Genomic DNA, 15954 nt, shown 5'->3' on the forward strand with positions numbered 1-15954 from the left:
ACGCTGCCGACCCGCAAGAGTCGGGTGGGGTTATTGCGAGACGCGATAGAAATAGCGATGGCCGCACTGGTGGCAGGGCTCGATGCGGGTCACGCCTTCGAAGTCGACCACCGCGTCGCAATGCACGCAGGCCATGCGCCCCGGCGCGGCGATCTCGCCTTCGCAGTAGTCGGCACGGGCAGCCTCGAGATCCTCCTGGAGACGTTCGTTATCGACGATGCTGCGATCGGCAATGGAGAACAGCGAATCCACTACCTTGCGCGAGAGCTGGTCGAGGTCGATACCCAGCCAGGCAGCCACGCCACGGCCACCCGCCCGCAGGTAGCGACGCATGTCGATCAGGTCGCGCTCTACCCAGGCGCGCAGCAGAGCCAGCTCGTCCTTGGTGAACTCCTCGAGATCGGCCTCGAATTCGACCGCCTCGTCCAGCTCCCGCTGCAGGTTCTCCCAGGTCAAGTCATCCGCGCCCTCACGCAGCCTGGCCAGCATGCGCTCATAGCCTTCGCGCAGCCGATGTTCGCGATGGGAGTCGGGATGTTCGCTCATGGTCATCTCCTCGAAGCGGTTTCGGCATGGGCCGGGCATGGCCGGGCATGCCCTACTGGGGTATCCTTGGTTACCATTTAGACGCCATCACGCCGTCAGTTCAACGTTTTATCGCCACGATGCAGCATGGACTGACGGCGGACAATTTCCTGCGCAAGCGCACGGCAGCTCCGTGCCCGAACACTCTAAGGTCATTTCGAAAGCCGATGGACGCACAGTACAAGCCCTTTGAAATCGAACGCGACGCCCAGCAATTCTGGGACGAGAACCAGTGCTTCAAGGCGGTGGAGGATGCCAGCCGCGAGAAGTTCTACTGCCTGTCGATGTTCCCCTACCCCAGCGGCAAGCTGCACATGGGGCACGTGCGCAACTACACCATCGGCGACGTGGTCTCGCGCTTCCAGCGCATGCAGGGCAGAAACGTGATGCAGCCCATGGGCTGGGACGCCTTCGGCATGCCTGCCGAGAACGCCGCGATCCAGAACCGGGTACCGCCGGCCAAGTGGACCTACGACAACATCGATTACATGCGCAACCAGCTCAAGGCGCTGGGTTTCGCCTACGACTGGAGCCGTGAGTTCGCCACCTGCGACACCGACTACTATCGCTGGGAGCAGTGGTTCTTCGCCAAACTGGTCGACAAGGGGCTGGTTTACAAGAAGATGTCCACCGTTAACTGGGACCCGGTGGACCAGACGGTGCTGGCCAACGAACAGGTTATCGAAGGGCGCGGCTGGCGCTCCGGCGCGCTGGTGGAACGCAAGGAAATCCCGCTGTGGTTCCTCAAGATCACCGACTACGCCGATGAGCTGCTGGCCGATCTCGACAAGATCGAGTGGCCCGAGCAGGTCAAGACCATGCAGCGCAACTGGATCGGCAAGTCGCGCGGCGTGGAGCTCAGCTTCGATATCAGGAACGCGGACGGCAGCGCCGCCGAGCCGCTGTCGGTCTACACCACCCGCCCCGATACGCTGCTGGGTGTGACCTACGTGGCGGTGGCGGCCGCCCACCCGCTGGCCAGGGCGGCGGCGGAAGGCAACGCCGGGCTGGCCGCCTTCTGCGAGGAGTGCGCCCGTGGCGGCACCTCCGAGGCCGAGCTCGCCACCAAGGAGAAGAAAGGCATGGCCACCGGCCAGGTGGCGGTGCACCCACTGACCGGTCGCGAAGTGCCGGTGTACGTCGCCAACTTCGTACTGATGGAGTTCGGTACCGGCGCAGTCATGGCCGTTCCCGGCCACGACCAGCGCGACTGGGAGTTCGCCACCAAGTACGACCTGCCCATCGAAGCGGTGATCAGCGACGAGAGTGGCCAGGCCCCGGATCTATCCGAGGGCGCCTATGTGGAATACGGCCGGCTGATCAACTCCGGTGAGTTCGATGGGCTCGATTTCGATGCCGCCTTCGAGGCCATCGCCGGCAGGCTGGCCGAGCTGGGTCGCGGCGAGGTGAAGATCAACTATCGCCTGCGCGACTGGGGCGTGGCCCGCCAGCGCTACTGGGGCGCACCGATCCCGGTCAAGTACGGCCCCGAAGGCCAGACCGTGCCACTCTCCGACGACGAGCTGCCGGTGGCCCTGCCCATGGAGGTCACGGTCGACGCCAGCGGCTCGCCGCTGAAGCGCATGCCCGAGTTCTATGAACTCGGCGACGGCTGGGTGCGCGAGACCGATACCTTCGATACCTTCATGGAGTCCTCCTGGTACTTCGCCCGCTTCTGCTGTGCCGACAATCGCGAAGCCATGCTCGACGAGCGTGCCGACTACTGGCTGCCGGTGGATCTCTATATCGGCGGTATCGAACATGCCATCCTGCACCTGCTCTATGCTCGCTTCTTCACCAAGCTGATGCGCGACCTTGGCCTGGTGAAGGTCGACGAGCCGTTCCAACGCTTGCTCACCCAAGGCATGGTGATCGCCGAGACCTTCTACCGTTCGACGTCCAACGGCGGCAAGGAGTGGTTCAACCCGGCCGATGTGGAGGTCAAGCGCGACGACAAGGGCCGCCCGGTCAGCGCGGTGCTGATCGAGGACGGCCAGCCGGTCGAGATGGGCGGCATCGAGAAGATGTCCAAGTCGAAGAACAACGGTGTCGATCCGCAGTCGATGATCGACCGCTTCGGCGCCGACACCGTGCGCCTGTTCATGATGTTCGCCGCCCCGCCCGAGCAGTCGCTGGAGTGGTCCGATTCCGGCGTCGAGGGCGCCAGCCGCTTCCTCAAGCGCCTGTGGCGTCTGGTGGCAGAGCACCTCGAGACCGGCGTACCAGGCACGCTGGACACCACGGCGCTCGATGAGCCCCAGCGCGAACTCCGCCGCAAGACCCACGAAACGATCAAGAAAGCCAGCGACGACATCGGCCGCCGCACCACCTTCAATACCGCGATTGCCGCAGTCATGGAACTGACCAACGCGCTTGGCAAGTTCGACGACACCTCCTCGCTGGGCCTGGCCGTAGCCCGCGAGGCCGTGGAGGCCTGCGTGCTGCTGCTCGCACCGATCACGCCACATGCCTGCCACGCCTTGTGGCGCGAGCTGGGCCATGACGAGCCGGCCATCGACGCTGCGTGGCCGAAGGTGGATGATTCGGCCCTGGCACGCGACACCCTCGAGCTGGTGGTGCAGGTCAACGGCAAGCTGCGCGCCCGTATCGAAGTGGCCGCTGACGCCTCCAAGGAGGCCATCGAAGCCGAGGCCTTCGCCGCCGAGAATGTCCAGCGCCATACCGAGGACAAGGCGGTGCGCAAGGTGATCGTGGTGCCGGGCAAGCTGGTCAATATCGTGGTGGGCTGACGCAGATCGAACGGGAGCACCCATGCAGCGACGCGGATTTCTCAATCTCGCCATGACGGCCGGTGCCGCCCTGGCACTGGCTGGCTGCGGCTTTCGCCTGCGCGGCTTCGATACGCCGGGGCTGGCAGTCGACGAACTCGCCCTGGCAGGCACCGACAGTGAGCTGTCCCGCCTGGTGGCCGAGCGCCTGACCTCGGTCGGTACCCGGGTACATGATGATGCCTCGCAGATCCTCAATCTCGGCCCCGAGACGTTCCGTGAACGCCAGCTGAGCGTACTCGACAGCGGCCCGCAGGAGCGGGAAATGGCGCTCTCGGTTCCCTTCTCGGTTCAGCGCCGCAGCGATGGCGCCTATCGTCTGTCCGAGCAGCGTCTCGAGGTATCGACCCGCTTCACCGTCAGCGACGACAATCTGCTGGCCCAGGACGACCTGCGCGAAGAAGCGCGCCAGGAGCTGCGCCAGGAGGCCCTGCGGCGCCTGTTCGACCGCCTGCGCACGCTGAATGGCGTCCAGCCATGAAGCTGCCCCGTTGAAGGTTGCTCTCGTGAAGGTACTGCTGTGAAGGTCTTTGCCGACAAACTGCCCGAAGCGCTGGCCAAGAAGCTGCCAACTGTCGTGATCGTGGCTGGCGAGGAGCCACTGCAGCACATGGAAGCCTGCGACGCCGTGCGCACGGCGGCCCGCGAGCGCGGTATCGAGGAGCGCGAGATACTCCATGTGGAAGCCAACTTCGCCTGGGGGCGGTTGCGCGAAGCTGCCGCCAGCCTATCGCTGTTCGCCTCGAGCAAGCTGATCGAACTGCGCCTGGGCAGCCAGAACCTGGGGCAGGAGGGGGCAAAGGCGCTGAAGGAGTACGCCGACACCCCGGGCAACCGCGACAACGTCCTGCTCGTCAGCATGGGCAAGCTCGACTTCCGCCAGCAGAAGAGCGCCTGGTTCCAGGCACTCGACAAGCTCGGATTGTTCGTTCCGGTGTGGCCGGTCGATGTCTCTCGGCTGGGCTTCTGGCTGCGTGACCGCGCCGAACGTCACGGCCTCTCGCTCGACCTCGATGCCGCCCGCCTGCTGGGCGAGCGCACCGAGGGCAACCTGCTGGCGGCGGACCAGGAGCTGCAGAAGCTCGCCCTGCTGCTACCGCCCGGCACTCGCATCGGCCCTGCCCAGATCGCCGGCGGCGTCGAGGACAGCGCACGCTACGATGTCTTCACCCTGGCCGATGCCTGCCTCAAGGGTGAGCGTGCACGCGTCTCACGCATCGTTCGCGGCCTGCGTGGCGAGGGCGTCGAAGCTCCTATCGTACTGTGGGCACTCAATCGCGAGCTGCGCACCTTACTCTCTCTGCATCAGCACCTCGACCAGGGCCAGAGCTTCGAGCACGCCTGCAAGGCGCAGAAACCGGCCATCTTCGACAAACGCCGCCCCGCCTATCAGCAGGCCATTGCGCGCTTGCCAAGGAAACGCCTGCACAAGCTGCTGCTGTTCGCCCAGCGCCTCGATCTCTCGATCAAGGGCGCGGCCCCCGTGCCGCTATGGGAAGGACTCCACGATCTGGCACTGACACTCGCGGGCGGCCGAGGCCTTCTGGCGGAGCTGCCTTCTTCCTACCGGGTGGGATGATTCGACAGCCGCTGTCGGGTAATGTCGATATTCGTTACGCAAGGGCATGAAATTTCACGCGCTTTCTGCTTATACTTATACAGCATCGCTGGAGCATATAGGACGACTGCGCTCACCGAACCGGGAGCGTTGGATCATTCAAGAGCCGGAAGCCTTTCCCCAAGAAGAAGGAACACTGATCATGAAAACTCTCCGTCGCTTTCTCAGTCCCCTGCTGATCCTGGCCCTGGTGCTCGGCAGCGTCTCGGTTTCAGCCGCCCCGCTGCCTGCCAGCGAGCTGGTCTCTACCCAGGCAGCCCTCTCGGCTGAACGTGCCGACACCGACCGCGAGCGCATCAACGAGATCCTGTCTCGTGCAGACGTTCAGGAACAACTCCTTGCCCAAGGCGTCGACCTGGCCGAAGTCGAAGCCCGCGTGGCCGCACTCTCGGACGAGGAAGCTCGTCAGATGGCCGAGCAGCTCGACCAGTTGCCCGCCGGTGCCAGTGTCGTCGGCGCCCTGCTGCTCATCTTCCTCGTTCTGCTGGTCACCGATATCCTGGGCCTGACCAACGTCTTCCCCTTCACACGCTGATGAGACACGACATGCAAGGCCGTTTCGAGCCAGCATGCAAGAACGCCCGCTTAGCGGGCGTTCTGCTGTTGAGCCTGTGGTTGCTGATACTGACGGGCTGTGCCACCACGCCGCGCCTGGCCGAGAGCACCGAGCAGGCGCTTCCGCGCCAGGCGTGGATAGAAGGCGTGCCCTTCCATGCCCAGCGCGACTACCAATGCGGCCCCGCCTCGCTGGCCATGGTGCTCAATCACGATGGTGTGGACGTGGCCATGGAGAGCTTGATTCCGCAGGTATTCATCCCTGGCCGCGAAGGCAGCGTTCAGCCCGAAATGCTTGCCACGGTGAGGCGTCACGGCCGCATCCCCTTCGTGCTGAACGACAGCTTCGATGCACTGCTGACCGAAATTGCCGCCGGCCATCCGGTGGTCGTCATGCAAAACCTGTCACTACCAGCGTGGCCGATGTGGCATTACGCCGTGGCCATCGGCTACGATCTGGATGCCGAGGAGATGGTCCTGCACAGCGGCGAGGAGGCAGAGCGTATCGAGTCCTTTCGCCGCTTCGATGCTACCTGGGCACGCAGCGGGCGCTGGGCTTTCGCAGCCTTGCCCCCGGGTGAGCTGCCTAGCGCGATAGGAGAACAGCGTGCCCTGCAGGCGATCGCTGACTTCGAGCAGGTGCAAGGGGCCGATGCAGTGCTGCCTGCCTGGGAAGCTTTCATCGAACGCTTTCCCGGCTCTGGCATGGGTTACTTTGCCTTGGGCAATGCCCGCCATGCCGCAGGAGATGCGCCGGGTGCGATCGCGGCATTTCGCGCATCGGTAGCACATCGGGACGACTTGGGCGTAGCATGGCTGAACCTGGGCCTGCTGCTAGGCGCGCAGGGCGAAACCGACGAAGCCCGCCAGGCCTTGGGCCGCGCTGCCGATCTGCCTGGCCAATGGCAGCCACGCGCCAGGGAGGCACTGCAGCGGTTATAGCCTGGCTCGGCCAAGGTAGAGCCGACAGCATGAAAGGGAGACGGCGTGAGCTACGAGATCGTACTCAAGCGAATCTATAGCCCGAGCGAACCAACGGATGGCGCCCGGGTCCTGGTCGATCGCCTCTGGCCTCGCGGCAAGCGCCGCGAGAGCCTCGACCTGACGGAATGGTACCGTGATGCCTCGCCATCACCATTGCTGCGACGCCAGCTCCATGAGGGCGAGATCAGCCACGCTGTCTTTGCCGTGCGCTATCGCGGCGAGCTGCGCGACCACCCGGAAAATCTGGCTCCCCTGATGCGCCATGCGCGCCAGGGGAAATTGACGCTGCTTTCCGCCGCACGCAACCTCGAGGACTCCTATCTGCCCCTGCTGCAACAGGCATTGCTGGAAGCACTACAGCATGAGGACATCGAAGACCTCGAGCCCGCTTCGCCGCCATGCTATCGGCATCAATTTCGTGAAGAATGAATAAAAAACGCCTGGCAGAGCTTGTCTGCCAGGCGTTCATGAACCGTGGTTCTTTATTTTCTTTCTGACTAATTCACGCGACTTTCTGCTGCTGTTGTTGCACATTGATTGCCGCAGCGCGTAACGCCAGGCTTGCCTGATTCGCCTCGAGAACGTTCGGGCCCGTCAAGGCGAGTTCCTGATAGCAGCGCTGTAATGCCGCCAGCTCGACGGCCAGGTCCAGACGGGCCAGGAGTGCGGCCAAGGTATCCGCACCACCGTGGAATGCCCGCGATAGAATCACCCACTCCGACCCGAGCCGGACATGCTCGCTGAGAACCCACTCCGCCGGCACCATGCCATTACCGAGGCAGCCGACACCGCCAATGCCGAATGGAACGCCGGCTTCGCGGCAGAAGGCGGCTGGACCGTCGAGCAGGCGCCCCCCCAGGACCTCGAAGAGGAAGTCGAGCCGCATGTCGATACACAGATCATTCAGACCGAAATGTATTCGATCATCGGCCTCGAGCAGGGGCAGGATCAACGGCAGGCGCGCCAGGCTCGCTGCCGTTTCCACCAATAGCGTGACCGGAACCCGCCCCGCCACGGCGCGCTTGAAGTCGACCACCTCGGCCACATTGCGAAACATGGGCAACATCAGCCGCTGAGCACCTGCGTCAATGGCGGCATCGACCTCCGCTGACGTGCCCTCCCAGGGGGGATTGATCCTGACCAGCAGCTCGGCCCTGGTGAGGACGGCGGCAATACGGGCCACATCGGCATAGGTATGCGCACTCTTATGGGTGTCCAGATGCCCCTGTCGTTCTGCCTTGCCGCGTGTCTCCATGTCAATGAACAGCGTATCGACCCCACTGTCCTGAGCATGCAGGGCAATCTCCGGAACCACGGTAATCAGCATGGTGTGCAAGTGTTTCACTTCGATTCCCTCACGTCATGCTGGCACCGATTCTTCCGATATTGGCGCCAGTTCTGTTCCGTGCTGCCATAGATATCCTTAAGGGTCAGCACGACGTAAACCGTGGTCAGCATGAGCTTGAAATCGAACCCGATACTGGCACGCTCGGTATAGCGAACATCCAACGCCAGCTGTTCAAGCCAGCCGAGACTGCGGCGCCCATATACCTGGGCCAGCCCCGTCAGCCCTGGGCGCACCTTGAATCGCTGCATGTACTCGTCGGGCACGGCCTCGACCTGTTCGACCAGTACGGGGCGTGGGCCAACCAGGCTCATGTCGCCCTTGAGGATGTTGAGCAGTTGGGGCAGTTCATCCAGGCTCGTCGCTCGCAAGTAGCGTCCGATGCGGGTAATGCGCGGGTCATGCCCCGAGCGGATCACGCCTTCGACCAGCGGATCGATCACCGCGGCATCGCGGTCTTGCATGGTGCGGAACTTGTAGATCCAAAATGGCTTGAGGTTGCGACCCACGCGGCGCTGGACGAAGAGTGCTGGCCCAGGTGTGTCGCAGCGAATCAGCAGGGCAATCAGCACCAGCAGCGGCGCCAATACGAGCAGCGCCACCGCGGAGACGGCAATATCGATGCTGCGTTTCATGGCGGCCATGGATAAGTACCTGCAGGGAAGGACGACTCCGCCCGCACGGGCGAGGCCGCAAGCCAGTGGATAATCAACGAGAGCCCACTCGGGCCAATACAAGACTTCAGGGCTGAGGCTGTGGCTTTGCCAGGGGTGACATCGAAACCAGACGCTGTTCTGCCATGGCGTTCTCACCAGCGGTGATCTGCTCCGCCAGCAGCGGATCATCGATGTACCAGCGATGTGCGGCCAGATAGTAGCGCTGCAGGATCTCGTCGCGACTGGCGTTCGAATCGAGGGGGATCGGTTCGCCACACAGACGCGCGATCAGCGGTAGCCGGGGGGCGGCTGTACCGCTATCGAGCAGGGTAACGGCATGTCCGTAGATTCCCGCCTTAGCGAGCCGTGACATTGTTGCCCAGTGCGCAGGGCCACTGCCCATAGGGGTTATGCACTGCGTGGTCACTCCTGCGCCGGCTAGCACCTCTTTGATGCGTGCAGCTAACGTTGCGCTGCCTTCACCGTTCACCAGGAAAAGTACGGGCGCCACCGGACGCTTCAATGGCACGCGCTGCCGACGCCCGAGAACGAACCGACGCCGACGGCGTAGCGCAAGCGACACCCCACCATGGCGCAGAGAGGCTTGCGCCGCTCGCAACAGAAAAAAGACACGGTCTCGGCCCGCGATCCGTCGTCCTGAGAGAATCGCCTGGGCACGATCTGCCAAAGAGGCATTGAAGGTTACGCCTAAATCGGCAAGCCATGCCCTACGCTGCTCGGCGGGCGCCAAATGCCACTGTAGCGAAGCCTCGGCCAGCCGGCTCGGGGTTAGCGTCTTGCCACGCAGCAGCTTGCGCAGCAGCAGGTCGGACACGGCTGCGACTCCGGTCAGCATCGGACCGTGAAGCCCCGGGCGGATGGAGATCAGTGGCTCCCGACAGGTCAGCGCCGCACCCACTCTGAGGTCGCCATAGGTAATGTCGATGAGTTGCCCATCGAACCGCTTCGACATCACCAGCACGAGATGCCGCAGCCAACGGGGATCGGACTCCAGCGAGGCAGTGCCCGTGGCGACTGGGGCCAACGCATGTACGAAGGCTGGGACATCCTCGCTATGGACCCAAACGTCGAGATCCTTGACCCCATCGGCAGCGAGCCAGGCGGCAAGGCCGCTTTTTCCACCGCGCAGGGCCCAGCGAATTCCATCGGGCACCGTACCTTGCAGATGCTCGAGCAGGGAGAGTTTAGCCGCGCCACTCCCCTCACTTGGCTCACTTCGCGGCACATCCGTGAACGTATTCATGCCATTCTCTCCAACGGCCGCTCAGCGTTGGCGATAGGCATTTCCTTGAGCATCTGTTGGTTGACGAGCTCGGTGCTGAAGCGTGACTTCGCCAATTCTCTCCCCGCTTTTCCCATCCGTCCGACCAGAGCCGGATCATCGATGAAGGCTTGCATGCGGGCAGCCAGCGCTTCGGCATCGCCTGGAGGTACCAACCAGCCGTTGACACCCTCGATGACGGTCTCACGGCAGCCGGGTGAATCGCAGGTGATCACCGGCCTTCCCGTGCTCATGGCTTCGAGCAGGCTGCGTGGTATTCCCTCGCGATAGTAGGAAGGCAGAACCATTACCGATGCTGCCCGGAGATGGCTACGAACGTCGCGCACCCTGCCGGGTAGCGTTACGATACCTTCTTCGCGCCATGCCACTACCTCGGCCTCCCCGATGCCATTGACCGTCGACTCGTCGACTTCCCCCAGGGCCACGAACTCCACCTCCGGATGATCCGGCACGAGCCGCCGCGCCGCGTTGACGAATTCGCGAATGCCCTTCTCCTCGAGGAAGCGCCCCATGAAGAGAAATCGGAGCGGAGCGGTTGAGGGCTCACTGAAAGGATACTCGTCGAGATCCACGCCAGAACCGTCGACCACCACGCTGCGAGTAAATCGACGAAAGAGAAAATTCTGCTGGAGTTCGTCGCGATCGTCAGGATTCTGGAAGAAAAATGCCCGGCTCAGGCTGCCCGACAGGGCGTAGCAATAGCTGGCCAGGGTGCGGATCCAGCGCGTGCGACGGTCGTGACGGCCATACAGATAGCCAAGCCCCGTCGCCAGGCAGTAAGTCTCGCCTACCCCAGCCAATCGCGCTGCTGGAATACCCAGGATGATCGGCTTGACGGAGTAAGCGAAGACCGCCCGGGGAGCGATCTCCCGGATCATCCGGCGCAGTTCCAGAAAACGTGCCATCTCCCCTCGTACTCCCATGCTGTGACGCTCGAGATGGTAGCGCCAGGTCGTGACGCCTAACGCATGGACCTCCTGCAGGAACTCCTCGTCTGGCACCAGGGCGCCAACACTGAGTCCCCGCTCCTGTAACGCGCGGATGAGTGCCCCGCGGTTTACCGCCAGCGATCGCGTGTTGGCAGCAATGAACAGGACGTCCGTACTGTCGAACCCGGTGCCTTTACGCATGTTCAATAGCCTCGCTGTGGGAAGACTTCCGTAAGTAACGGCGCCCCTGCGAGATAGGCGGCCATGTTTTCCCTGAAGATTGCCAGTCCCAGTTCATGGCCCGATGCAAAGCGGCCGGCCACATGGGGGGTAATCATCAGATTGGGCGTGGACCATAGCGGTGAATTACCGGGAAGAGGCTCTTCACGAAACGCATCCAGTGCTGCTCCCGCCAGTCGCCCCGAGCATAGGGCCGCTATCAGGGCACTTTCATCGACGAGCTCTCCCCTCGCCACGTTGACGAAGATCGCCCCCGGTTTCATCGCATCGATTACGTCTCGGCTGAAGACATCGCGAGTTTCACTGGTCAGTGGCAAGGCGCAGAAAACGTAGTCGAACCTACCGACCACATCGGGCAGCTCTGCCAAGCGATGGATACACTGAAAAGGAACTCGCGGAGTGGTATCCCGAGCAATGGCCTCGACCATGACGCCGAGCCCATCAAACACAGCTCCCACCGGGTGCCCAATCCCCCCCGCTCCGCATATCAGTAGGCGTTTACCGGCCAGTTGGCCAAGGATCGGCCTCTCCCACTGCCGGTACACCATGTTCTCGGCAAAGCGCCCCAAGTGCTTTTCGAAGTGCAACAGGACCGCCAACAGGTATTCCGCCATCGCCCGAGCATGAATGCCGCGCACATTGGCGATACGAAACGCGACGGGAGCGCTACCAATGGCTTCGAGAAGGCGATCAACCCCTGCGCTCATGATCTGCACCCAGCGGAGGGACGCAGGAGGGGCTGCCAAACCGCCGATCAGCGCTTCGCTCTCGTGTCCCACCACGACCTCGGGTGCTTGACAGTGGAAGGACTCCGGCTCGCTGCAATCGACGATGGTCAGATCGGGAACCAGCTCGGACAAGGCCGAGCTGACTTTCTGTTCCCAGTAAACCTGGCTCCCTGGAGGGAAACAGAGGCCCACTTTCATGGGTATACCTCAGTACTGTCGCATCAGATGAAATAGCGCTTCATGGGTGTGGAATGGTCATGGAACCTCACTGAGGCCGGCAGCGTGCTCCTGGGATAAGGCCTCCGGCGGCTGATAGCCAAGCCCCAGGGTCTGGGCCAGGGCGGCCAACGTCTCTTGGGTCGGGTTGCCGGCGCTGTTATCGAACGTGACCATTCGCAGCTTGCCTTGTGCTTCCAGTAACTGGATGGCCTCGAGAATTTCCTGGACGATCCGAGCCGGGTCGTGCTGCCCCTCATGCTGCCTATCGATTACGCTCTGTCCGCCTACCCTATTGCGCTGCCTTAGATGGATCGCTTGCGTCTCGGCAACGACGTGCAAGACGACGATCGGACGCGGCGGCAGCAACGAAACAGTGAGTGCGATCCATTCCTGCAGGGGAAAGAGATGCCCCCCTGACGACCTCGTGCGAAAGCGCAGCGACCATATGGCCTGAAAGATCCCCTGGCAGAGCAGGATGGGTCTTTCCTGACGGTGCAGGCGCTGCAGCATCGAGAGCAGCTGCAGCCAGTTCAGCAAGGCACGTCCGGCAGCCAAGGCGCCGGCCCAGGGAGTGCGCCCTACGAGTGAGACGAACCGTCGCCACTCGAGACGCAATGCCGGCAAGTAACTCAGGATAAGCCACAGCTTTCTTGGCACCCGCCATAGCCGCTTGCTTCGCGTGATCGGGAAGAGTTCTGTCTGGATGCCGGCATCACGTATTTCCGGCAGCCTCAGCAGACGCTCTGTCACATAACTCTTGCCGACCGCAGGGCAACCGAATGCCTCAATGTAGGGTGCAATCATCAGCTCCGCTCCAAGTGCCGTTCCAGGACGGCCATGACTTCCGGGAGCGTGCCAGAGTTGTCGATACGTTCGACCCTATGAGCGATGGGCTGAAAATCGAGATTGTCGTGATAGCGACGGATGATGTCCTGGGTGCTCTCCTTGCCAGCCTTCACGCGTTGAGCGTTACGTAGGATGGCCGTCTGCTCATCCACGACAAGATAAAATGCAATGTCAGCCGGTTCGACATGTCGGTAGATGGCACTCTCCCAGCCAGCCAGGAGCCGCAGCACGTCACCCTTGAACCCCGGTAAGTCCCTGTCAATCTTCGGACCATCCATCTTGCCATGTTCAAGCGTCGGCCAGCGGTCTGCGACGACGGTAACCCCGGAGCAGGCAAGCCGACGGGCATGGCGCGATAAACGCCAGCGCAGAACGGCGAGTACGAGGCTTGGCAGGGCATCGCGAACGATGCGGGTCTTGTTTCTCGACTGGACTCTATCGCCGCATCTTCCGCCATTGCCCTTGTCACGACGCAATCGAAGACGCAGCGCCTCCATCCAGGCCGCCTGCGGCTTGCCACCACTGACACGGGCGACCTGCTCCGTTGTCCCGAGACGCGCTGCAAGATTTTCCACCACTGTCGACTTGCCGGCACCGTCGATACCGGAGATAACCAGGATGCGCCCTGCCTGGGGCATGGTGCCATGAAGTACTTCAGTACTCATATGTCCCCCGACACGATACTAACGTTTCGACAAGGAACTTGGCGGATTCGGCTCGAACCTAAATCTTTTCCTTGATTGTCTTTACGATCGTGGCGCACGCCTTCGTGGCATCAGCTCCACAATGAAGTTCCCTGAACAGCTCTGCCTTGACTGAAGCCAATTTCATCAGCTTGGGATTCAGAACCTCGCATAAGGAATCGATCTTCAAGGCTGGCTCTGCCTCTCCATAATTTTCGTAGAGCCCAGTATCACTGATAAGGTAATCATCAAGATCAGGCGCATAGAGAAATGAAGGACGCCCCAGAATGCAAAAATCGTAAATGATACTCGAGTAATCCGTGAGCAAAACATCAACGTCCTGCAGGGCAGAGTTGATATCCTCGACCTGCTGGCAAGTCGCTTCCAGAAACCCACGACTCAACAGTTCTCGGCTGGCCTTGTCACTTATATCGATCTGCAGGGAGGGATGCGGTCTTAGCACAACGAAATATCTTTTCTCGTTGGCCTTGATCACGAAGTCAACGAAATCCTGGCCCAGCTCCAGCTTGAACGACTTGTTGGCGCGTCGAGTTGGAGCATACATGATGATTTTTTCAAATTCTCCGCCACGATGAACACCCTTACTTTCCTGGATAAATCTCCACAGAACCCCTTGGCTTTCGATTATCCCCAGCCAACGCGGATACCCTGAATTCACGACTGCAATAGAACTCCCTCGATAGGCACTCTCGAAGCGAAACTTGGATATCTCGGAGGAAACGAAAGCTATGACAGGCGTTTTTCTCTGCGGACTGATGGACCGAAAAAATTCATACAGCCGCCGCGAACTACGCTCAGGATAGAGAAATACATTATCCCTCCCCATTCGCTTCATTGGCGTACCATGCGTTATCTTGAATATCTTGGCACGGTAGGAAGCGAATGGATTGACATCGTCTGCCGAATGACTTACCACGGCCACCCCTGCGCGGAGTGAATAGAGAACGCCCTTCAGTGACAGCCAAAAATAGGCCCGATAGCCTTTCGACCTCACCTTTTCAACCACTTCGCGGGATTTCGATATCCATATAGGGCAGATGCCACTTCCATTGGTACTCAGCGATTCAAAGAGATAGCGAGGATTGTCGGAATACTGCATGCCGTTCCATGCCCCGAACACCCATATCGAACCATTCTTCCTGACCACGAAGGACAGTATCACCAAGGGGATAAACAGTGCCGTTGTCAGCCCGCGTCGTATCAGTGTCCGCATTGTCTCGACCTTTTCATAACGTCTTCCCTACGAGCGTACGACAGTGCGCGAACAGGTTGTCGGGTAGCAGGAGCGTGAGGCAATGGAGTATCTGTCTGAAGGATAAGGCCTCAAGATGGAGAGCTTTGATATCCTCGGCAATCGCCATACCGTGGCGTTTCTTCTCTACCCCCCATGAAATCAGCTTCCGATTGATGGCCTTCTTGGCATAATAGACCTCCTTCCATGTCAGGTCGTGAGGCAACCCTTCCAGAGCGTCTCTTGCAGGGTGAGTATTGACGAGGTTGCTCAGATTATTGCTGATTCCGCAATTATCTATCTTCCAATGGCTCGTAACTTTACGGTTGTAATGGGTCCTGCGCATCGAAGCCAATGTGCGAATCCAGTAATAGACATCGCCTCCTCTTCGATAGATACCCTCTGGAAAACCTCCGCTATCCAGGAAGAACTGTCTTTCTATGCAGGCTCCATTCATATGAATATAATCGGAGCGCGCGAATAGCTCGAGGCCTTGCTGCCGGGTTAGCTCTCCATGATGAGGAAAAGCGATCGCCGGGTGAACGGTATCGCCCCACTGCTTTGCATAGGCATTGACATAAAGATTGATCTCACGGGCTTCGGTGCTCTTCATACTGGCATGGAATTCCGCCAGATGATCATCCGCACACCAATCATCTGCATCTTGAAAGACCAGCCACTTTCCCCGCGCCATACTCGCGCCATGATTTCTCGCCGCATACCCACCGGGACCAGGTCGATCTCGACGATATAGGCGAATCCTGCCCTGATCCCGGTGGCGCTCGAGCAATTCCCACGATCCATCGGTCGAGCCATCGTCGACGGCAATGATTTCTAAATTGGCGTAACGTTGGGCATAGAGAGACTCGAGCGCTTCTTCCAAATACTTGGCCTTGTTGTAAACAGGCACCACAACCGAGAAGAAGGGATTGATCTCATGCTCCATGGGTCGACTCCCAAGCAGAATATCCATGGACACAAAGCGAAACATACCCAGAGCCAAGCCACGCTACCGCCCAGGAGTCTGGGGGGCTTTCTCCGTGCCGTTTTCCATCCTTGTTTCACACCGAGCGACAACAATGATCTCGGAGCCTGCCTCTGCCAATAAAGCAGTCATCACAGTTACACAAGATCACATATATCGATCACGGCTGCGTATATCATTTTTCTGATATATTTTTGTCATCTTCCCGCAACCTTTAAGGACGATAGAAAACCATGT

At 60.8% G+C, this 15954-nt stretch carries 16 protein-coding genes; 6 read left to right on the forward strand and 10 right to left on the reverse strand.

Translation table 11 applies throughout. The annotated features are described in order from the left end of the window. Window positions 1-30 precede the first annotated feature (30 nt). On the reverse strand, window positions 31-546 hold the full coding sequence (locus tag ACUY1T_RS03810) for a zinc ribbon-containing protein (protein WP_446020399.1): 516 nt from the start codon (window positions 544-546) through the stop codon (window positions 31-33). Between the two features lie 206 nt (window positions 547-752). On the opposite strand from ACUY1T_RS03810, the gene leuS reads away from it, so the two are divergent. The 6 genes from leuS to ACUY1T_RS03840 all read left to right on the forward strand — a co-directional run bounded on the left by leuS (window position 753) and on the right by ACUY1T_RS03840 (window position 6960). Then, on the forward strand, window positions 753-3335 hold the full coding sequence (leuS, locus tag ACUY1T_RS03815) for a leucine--tRNA ligase (RefSeq protein ID WP_446020400.1): 2583 nt from the start codon (window positions 753-755) through the stop codon (window positions 3333-3335). A 22-nt stretch (window positions 3336-3357) separates the two neighbouring features. Beyond that, a complete protein-coding gene (locus ACUY1T_RS03820) occupies window positions 3358-3855 on the forward strand; it encodes an LPS-assembly lipoprotein LptE (RefSeq protein WP_446020401.1) in 498 nt (165 codons plus the stop codon). Window positions 3856-3894: 39 nt separating this feature from the next. Next, window positions 3895-4953, forward strand: coding sequence for a DNA polymerase III subunit delta (holA, locus tag ACUY1T_RS03825; RefSeq protein WP_446020402.1), 1059 nt, complete (start codon window positions 3895-3897; stop codon window positions 4951-4953). Window positions 4954-5134: 181 nt separating this feature from the next. Beyond that, complete coding sequence (locus ACUY1T_RS03830) at window positions 5135-5527, forward strand: PA2779 family protein (protein WP_446020403.1); 393 nt, start codon at window positions 5135-5137, stop codon at window positions 5525-5527. Between the two features lie 11 nt (window positions 5528-5538). Further along, a complete protein-coding gene (locus ACUY1T_RS03835) occupies window positions 5539-6489 on the forward strand; it encodes a PA2778 family cysteine peptidase (RefSeq protein WP_446020404.1) in 951 nt (316 codons plus the stop codon). A gap of 45 nt (window positions 6490-6534) precedes the next feature. After that, a complete protein-coding gene (locus ACUY1T_RS03840) occupies window positions 6535-6960 on the forward strand; it encodes a DUF488 domain-containing protein (protein ID WP_446020405.1) in 426 nt (141 codons plus the stop codon). A 73-nt stretch (window positions 6961-7033) separates the two neighbouring features. Here the strand turns inward: ACUY1T_RS03840 and ACUY1T_RS03845 are convergent, their stop codons facing one another. The 9 genes from ACUY1T_RS03845 to ACUY1T_RS03885 all read right to left on the reverse strand — a co-directional run bounded on the left by ACUY1T_RS03845 (window position 7034) and on the right by ACUY1T_RS03885 (window position 15678). Next, entirely contained in the window at window positions 7034-7876 is an 843-nt protein-coding gene (locus tag ACUY1T_RS03845; RefSeq protein ID WP_446020406.1) for an aldolase/citrate lyase family protein, read from the reverse strand. Then, the gene (locus tag ACUY1T_RS03850; protein ID WP_446020407.1) at window positions 7873-8520 is read right to left on the reverse strand and encodes a sugar transferase; all 648 of its coding nucleotides are present in this window, start codon (window positions 8518-8520) and stop codon (window positions 7873-7875) included. Before ACUY1T_RS03850 ends, ACUY1T_RS03845 begins: the two co-directional genes overlap by 4 nt. Window positions 8521-8617: 97 nt before the next feature. After that, a complete protein-coding gene (locus ACUY1T_RS03855) occupies window positions 8618-9796 on the reverse strand; it encodes a hypothetical protein (RefSeq protein WP_446020408.1) in 1179 nt (392 codons plus the stop codon). After that, window positions 9793-10965: a glycosyltransferase family 4 protein gene (locus ACUY1T_RS03860; RefSeq protein ID WP_446020409.1), complete on the reverse strand. Its 1173-nt coding sequence runs from the start codon at window positions 10963-10965 to the stop codon at window positions 9793-9795. Before ACUY1T_RS03860 ends, ACUY1T_RS03855 begins: the two co-directional genes overlap by 4 nt. A gap of 2 nt (window positions 10966-10967) precedes the next feature. Further along, the gene (locus ACUY1T_RS03865) at window positions 10968-11930 is read right to left on the reverse strand and encodes a D-2-hydroxyacid dehydrogenase (protein ID WP_446020410.1); all 963 of its coding nucleotides are present in this window, start codon (window positions 11928-11930) and stop codon (window positions 10968-10970) included. A gap of 57 nt (window positions 11931-11987) precedes the next feature. Continuing rightward, the gene (locus ACUY1T_RS03870) at window positions 11988-12755 is read right to left on the reverse strand and encodes a hypothetical protein (protein WP_446020411.1); all 768 of its coding nucleotides are present in this window, start codon (window positions 12753-12755) and stop codon (window positions 11988-11990) included. After that, window positions 12755-13462: a hypothetical protein gene (locus tag ACUY1T_RS03875; RefSeq protein WP_446020412.1), complete on the reverse strand. Its 708-nt coding sequence runs from the start codon at window positions 13460-13462 to the stop codon at window positions 12755-12757. The genes ACUY1T_RS03870 and ACUY1T_RS03875 overlap by 1 nt, the downstream gene beginning before the upstream one ends. Window positions 13463-13520: 58 nt before the next feature. Next, window positions 13521-14714 (reverse strand): CDP-glycerol glycerophosphotransferase family protein, encoded by a 1194-nt coding sequence (locus ACUY1T_RS03880; protein WP_446020413.1) that lies wholly within the window; start codon window positions 14712-14714, stop codon window positions 13521-13523. A 13-nt stretch (window positions 14715-14727) separates the two neighbouring features. Beyond that, window positions 14728-15678, reverse strand: a complete 951-nt coding sequence (locus tag ACUY1T_RS03885; protein ID WP_446020414.1) for a glycosyltransferase family 2 protein — start codon at window positions 15676-15678, stop codon at window positions 14728-14730. Window positions 15679-15954 lie beyond the last annotated feature (276 nt).

Source organism: Billgrantia sp. Q4P2, assembly GCF_052806135.1.

Excerpts from the sequence above, each read along its gene's own strand:
- ACUY1T_RS03810 (WP_446020399.1), bottom strand. The coding sequence starts at position 546 with ATGAGCGAACATCCCGACTCCCATCGCGAACATCGGCTGCGCGAAGGC.
- leuS (WP_446020400.1), top strand. The coding sequence starts at position 753 with ATGGACGCACAGTACAAGCCCTTTGAAATCGAACGCGACGCCCAGCAA.
- ACUY1T_RS03820 (WP_446020401.1), top strand. The coding sequence starts at position 3,358 with ATGCAGCGACGCGGATTTCTCAATCTCGCCATGACGGCCGGTGCCGCC.
- ACUY1T_RS03830 (WP_446020403.1), top strand. The coding sequence starts at position 5,135 with ATGAAAACTCTCCGTCGCTTTCTCAGTCCCCTGCTGATCCTGGCCCTG.
- ACUY1T_RS03835 (WP_446020404.1), top strand. The coding sequence starts at position 5,539 with ATGCAAGGCCGTTTCGAGCCAGCATGCAAGAACGCCCGCTTAGCGGGC.
- ACUY1T_RS03850 (WP_446020407.1), bottom strand. The coding sequence starts at position 8,520 with ATGGCCGCCATGAAACGCAGCATCGATATTGCCGTCTCCGCGGTGGCG.
- ACUY1T_RS03855 (WP_446020408.1), bottom strand. The coding sequence starts at position 9,796 with ATGAATACGTTCACGGATGTGCCGCGAAGTGAGCCAAGTGAGGGGAGT.
- ACUY1T_RS03860 (WP_446020409.1), bottom strand. The coding sequence starts at position 10,965 with ATGCGTAAAGGCACCGGGTTCGACAGTACGGACGTCCTGTTCATTGCT.
- ACUY1T_RS03865 (WP_446020410.1), bottom strand. The coding sequence starts at position 11,930 with ATGAAAGTGGGCCTCTGTTTCCCTCCAGGGAGCCAGGTTTACTGGGAA.
- ACUY1T_RS03870 (WP_446020411.1), bottom strand. The coding sequence starts at position 12,755 with ATGATTGCACCCTACATTGAGGCATTCGGTTGCCCTGCGGTCGGCAAG.
- ACUY1T_RS03875 (WP_446020412.1), bottom strand. The coding sequence starts at position 13,462 with ATGAGTACTGAAGTACTTCATGGCACCATGCCCCAGGCAGGGCGCATC.
- ACUY1T_RS03880 (WP_446020413.1), bottom strand. The coding sequence starts at position 14,714 with ATGCGGACACTGATACGACGCGGGCTGACAACGGCACTGTTTATCCCC.
- ACUY1T_RS03885 (WP_446020414.1), bottom strand. The coding sequence starts at position 15,678 with ATGGAGCATGAGATCAATCCCTTCTTCTCGGTTGTGGTGCCTGTTTAC.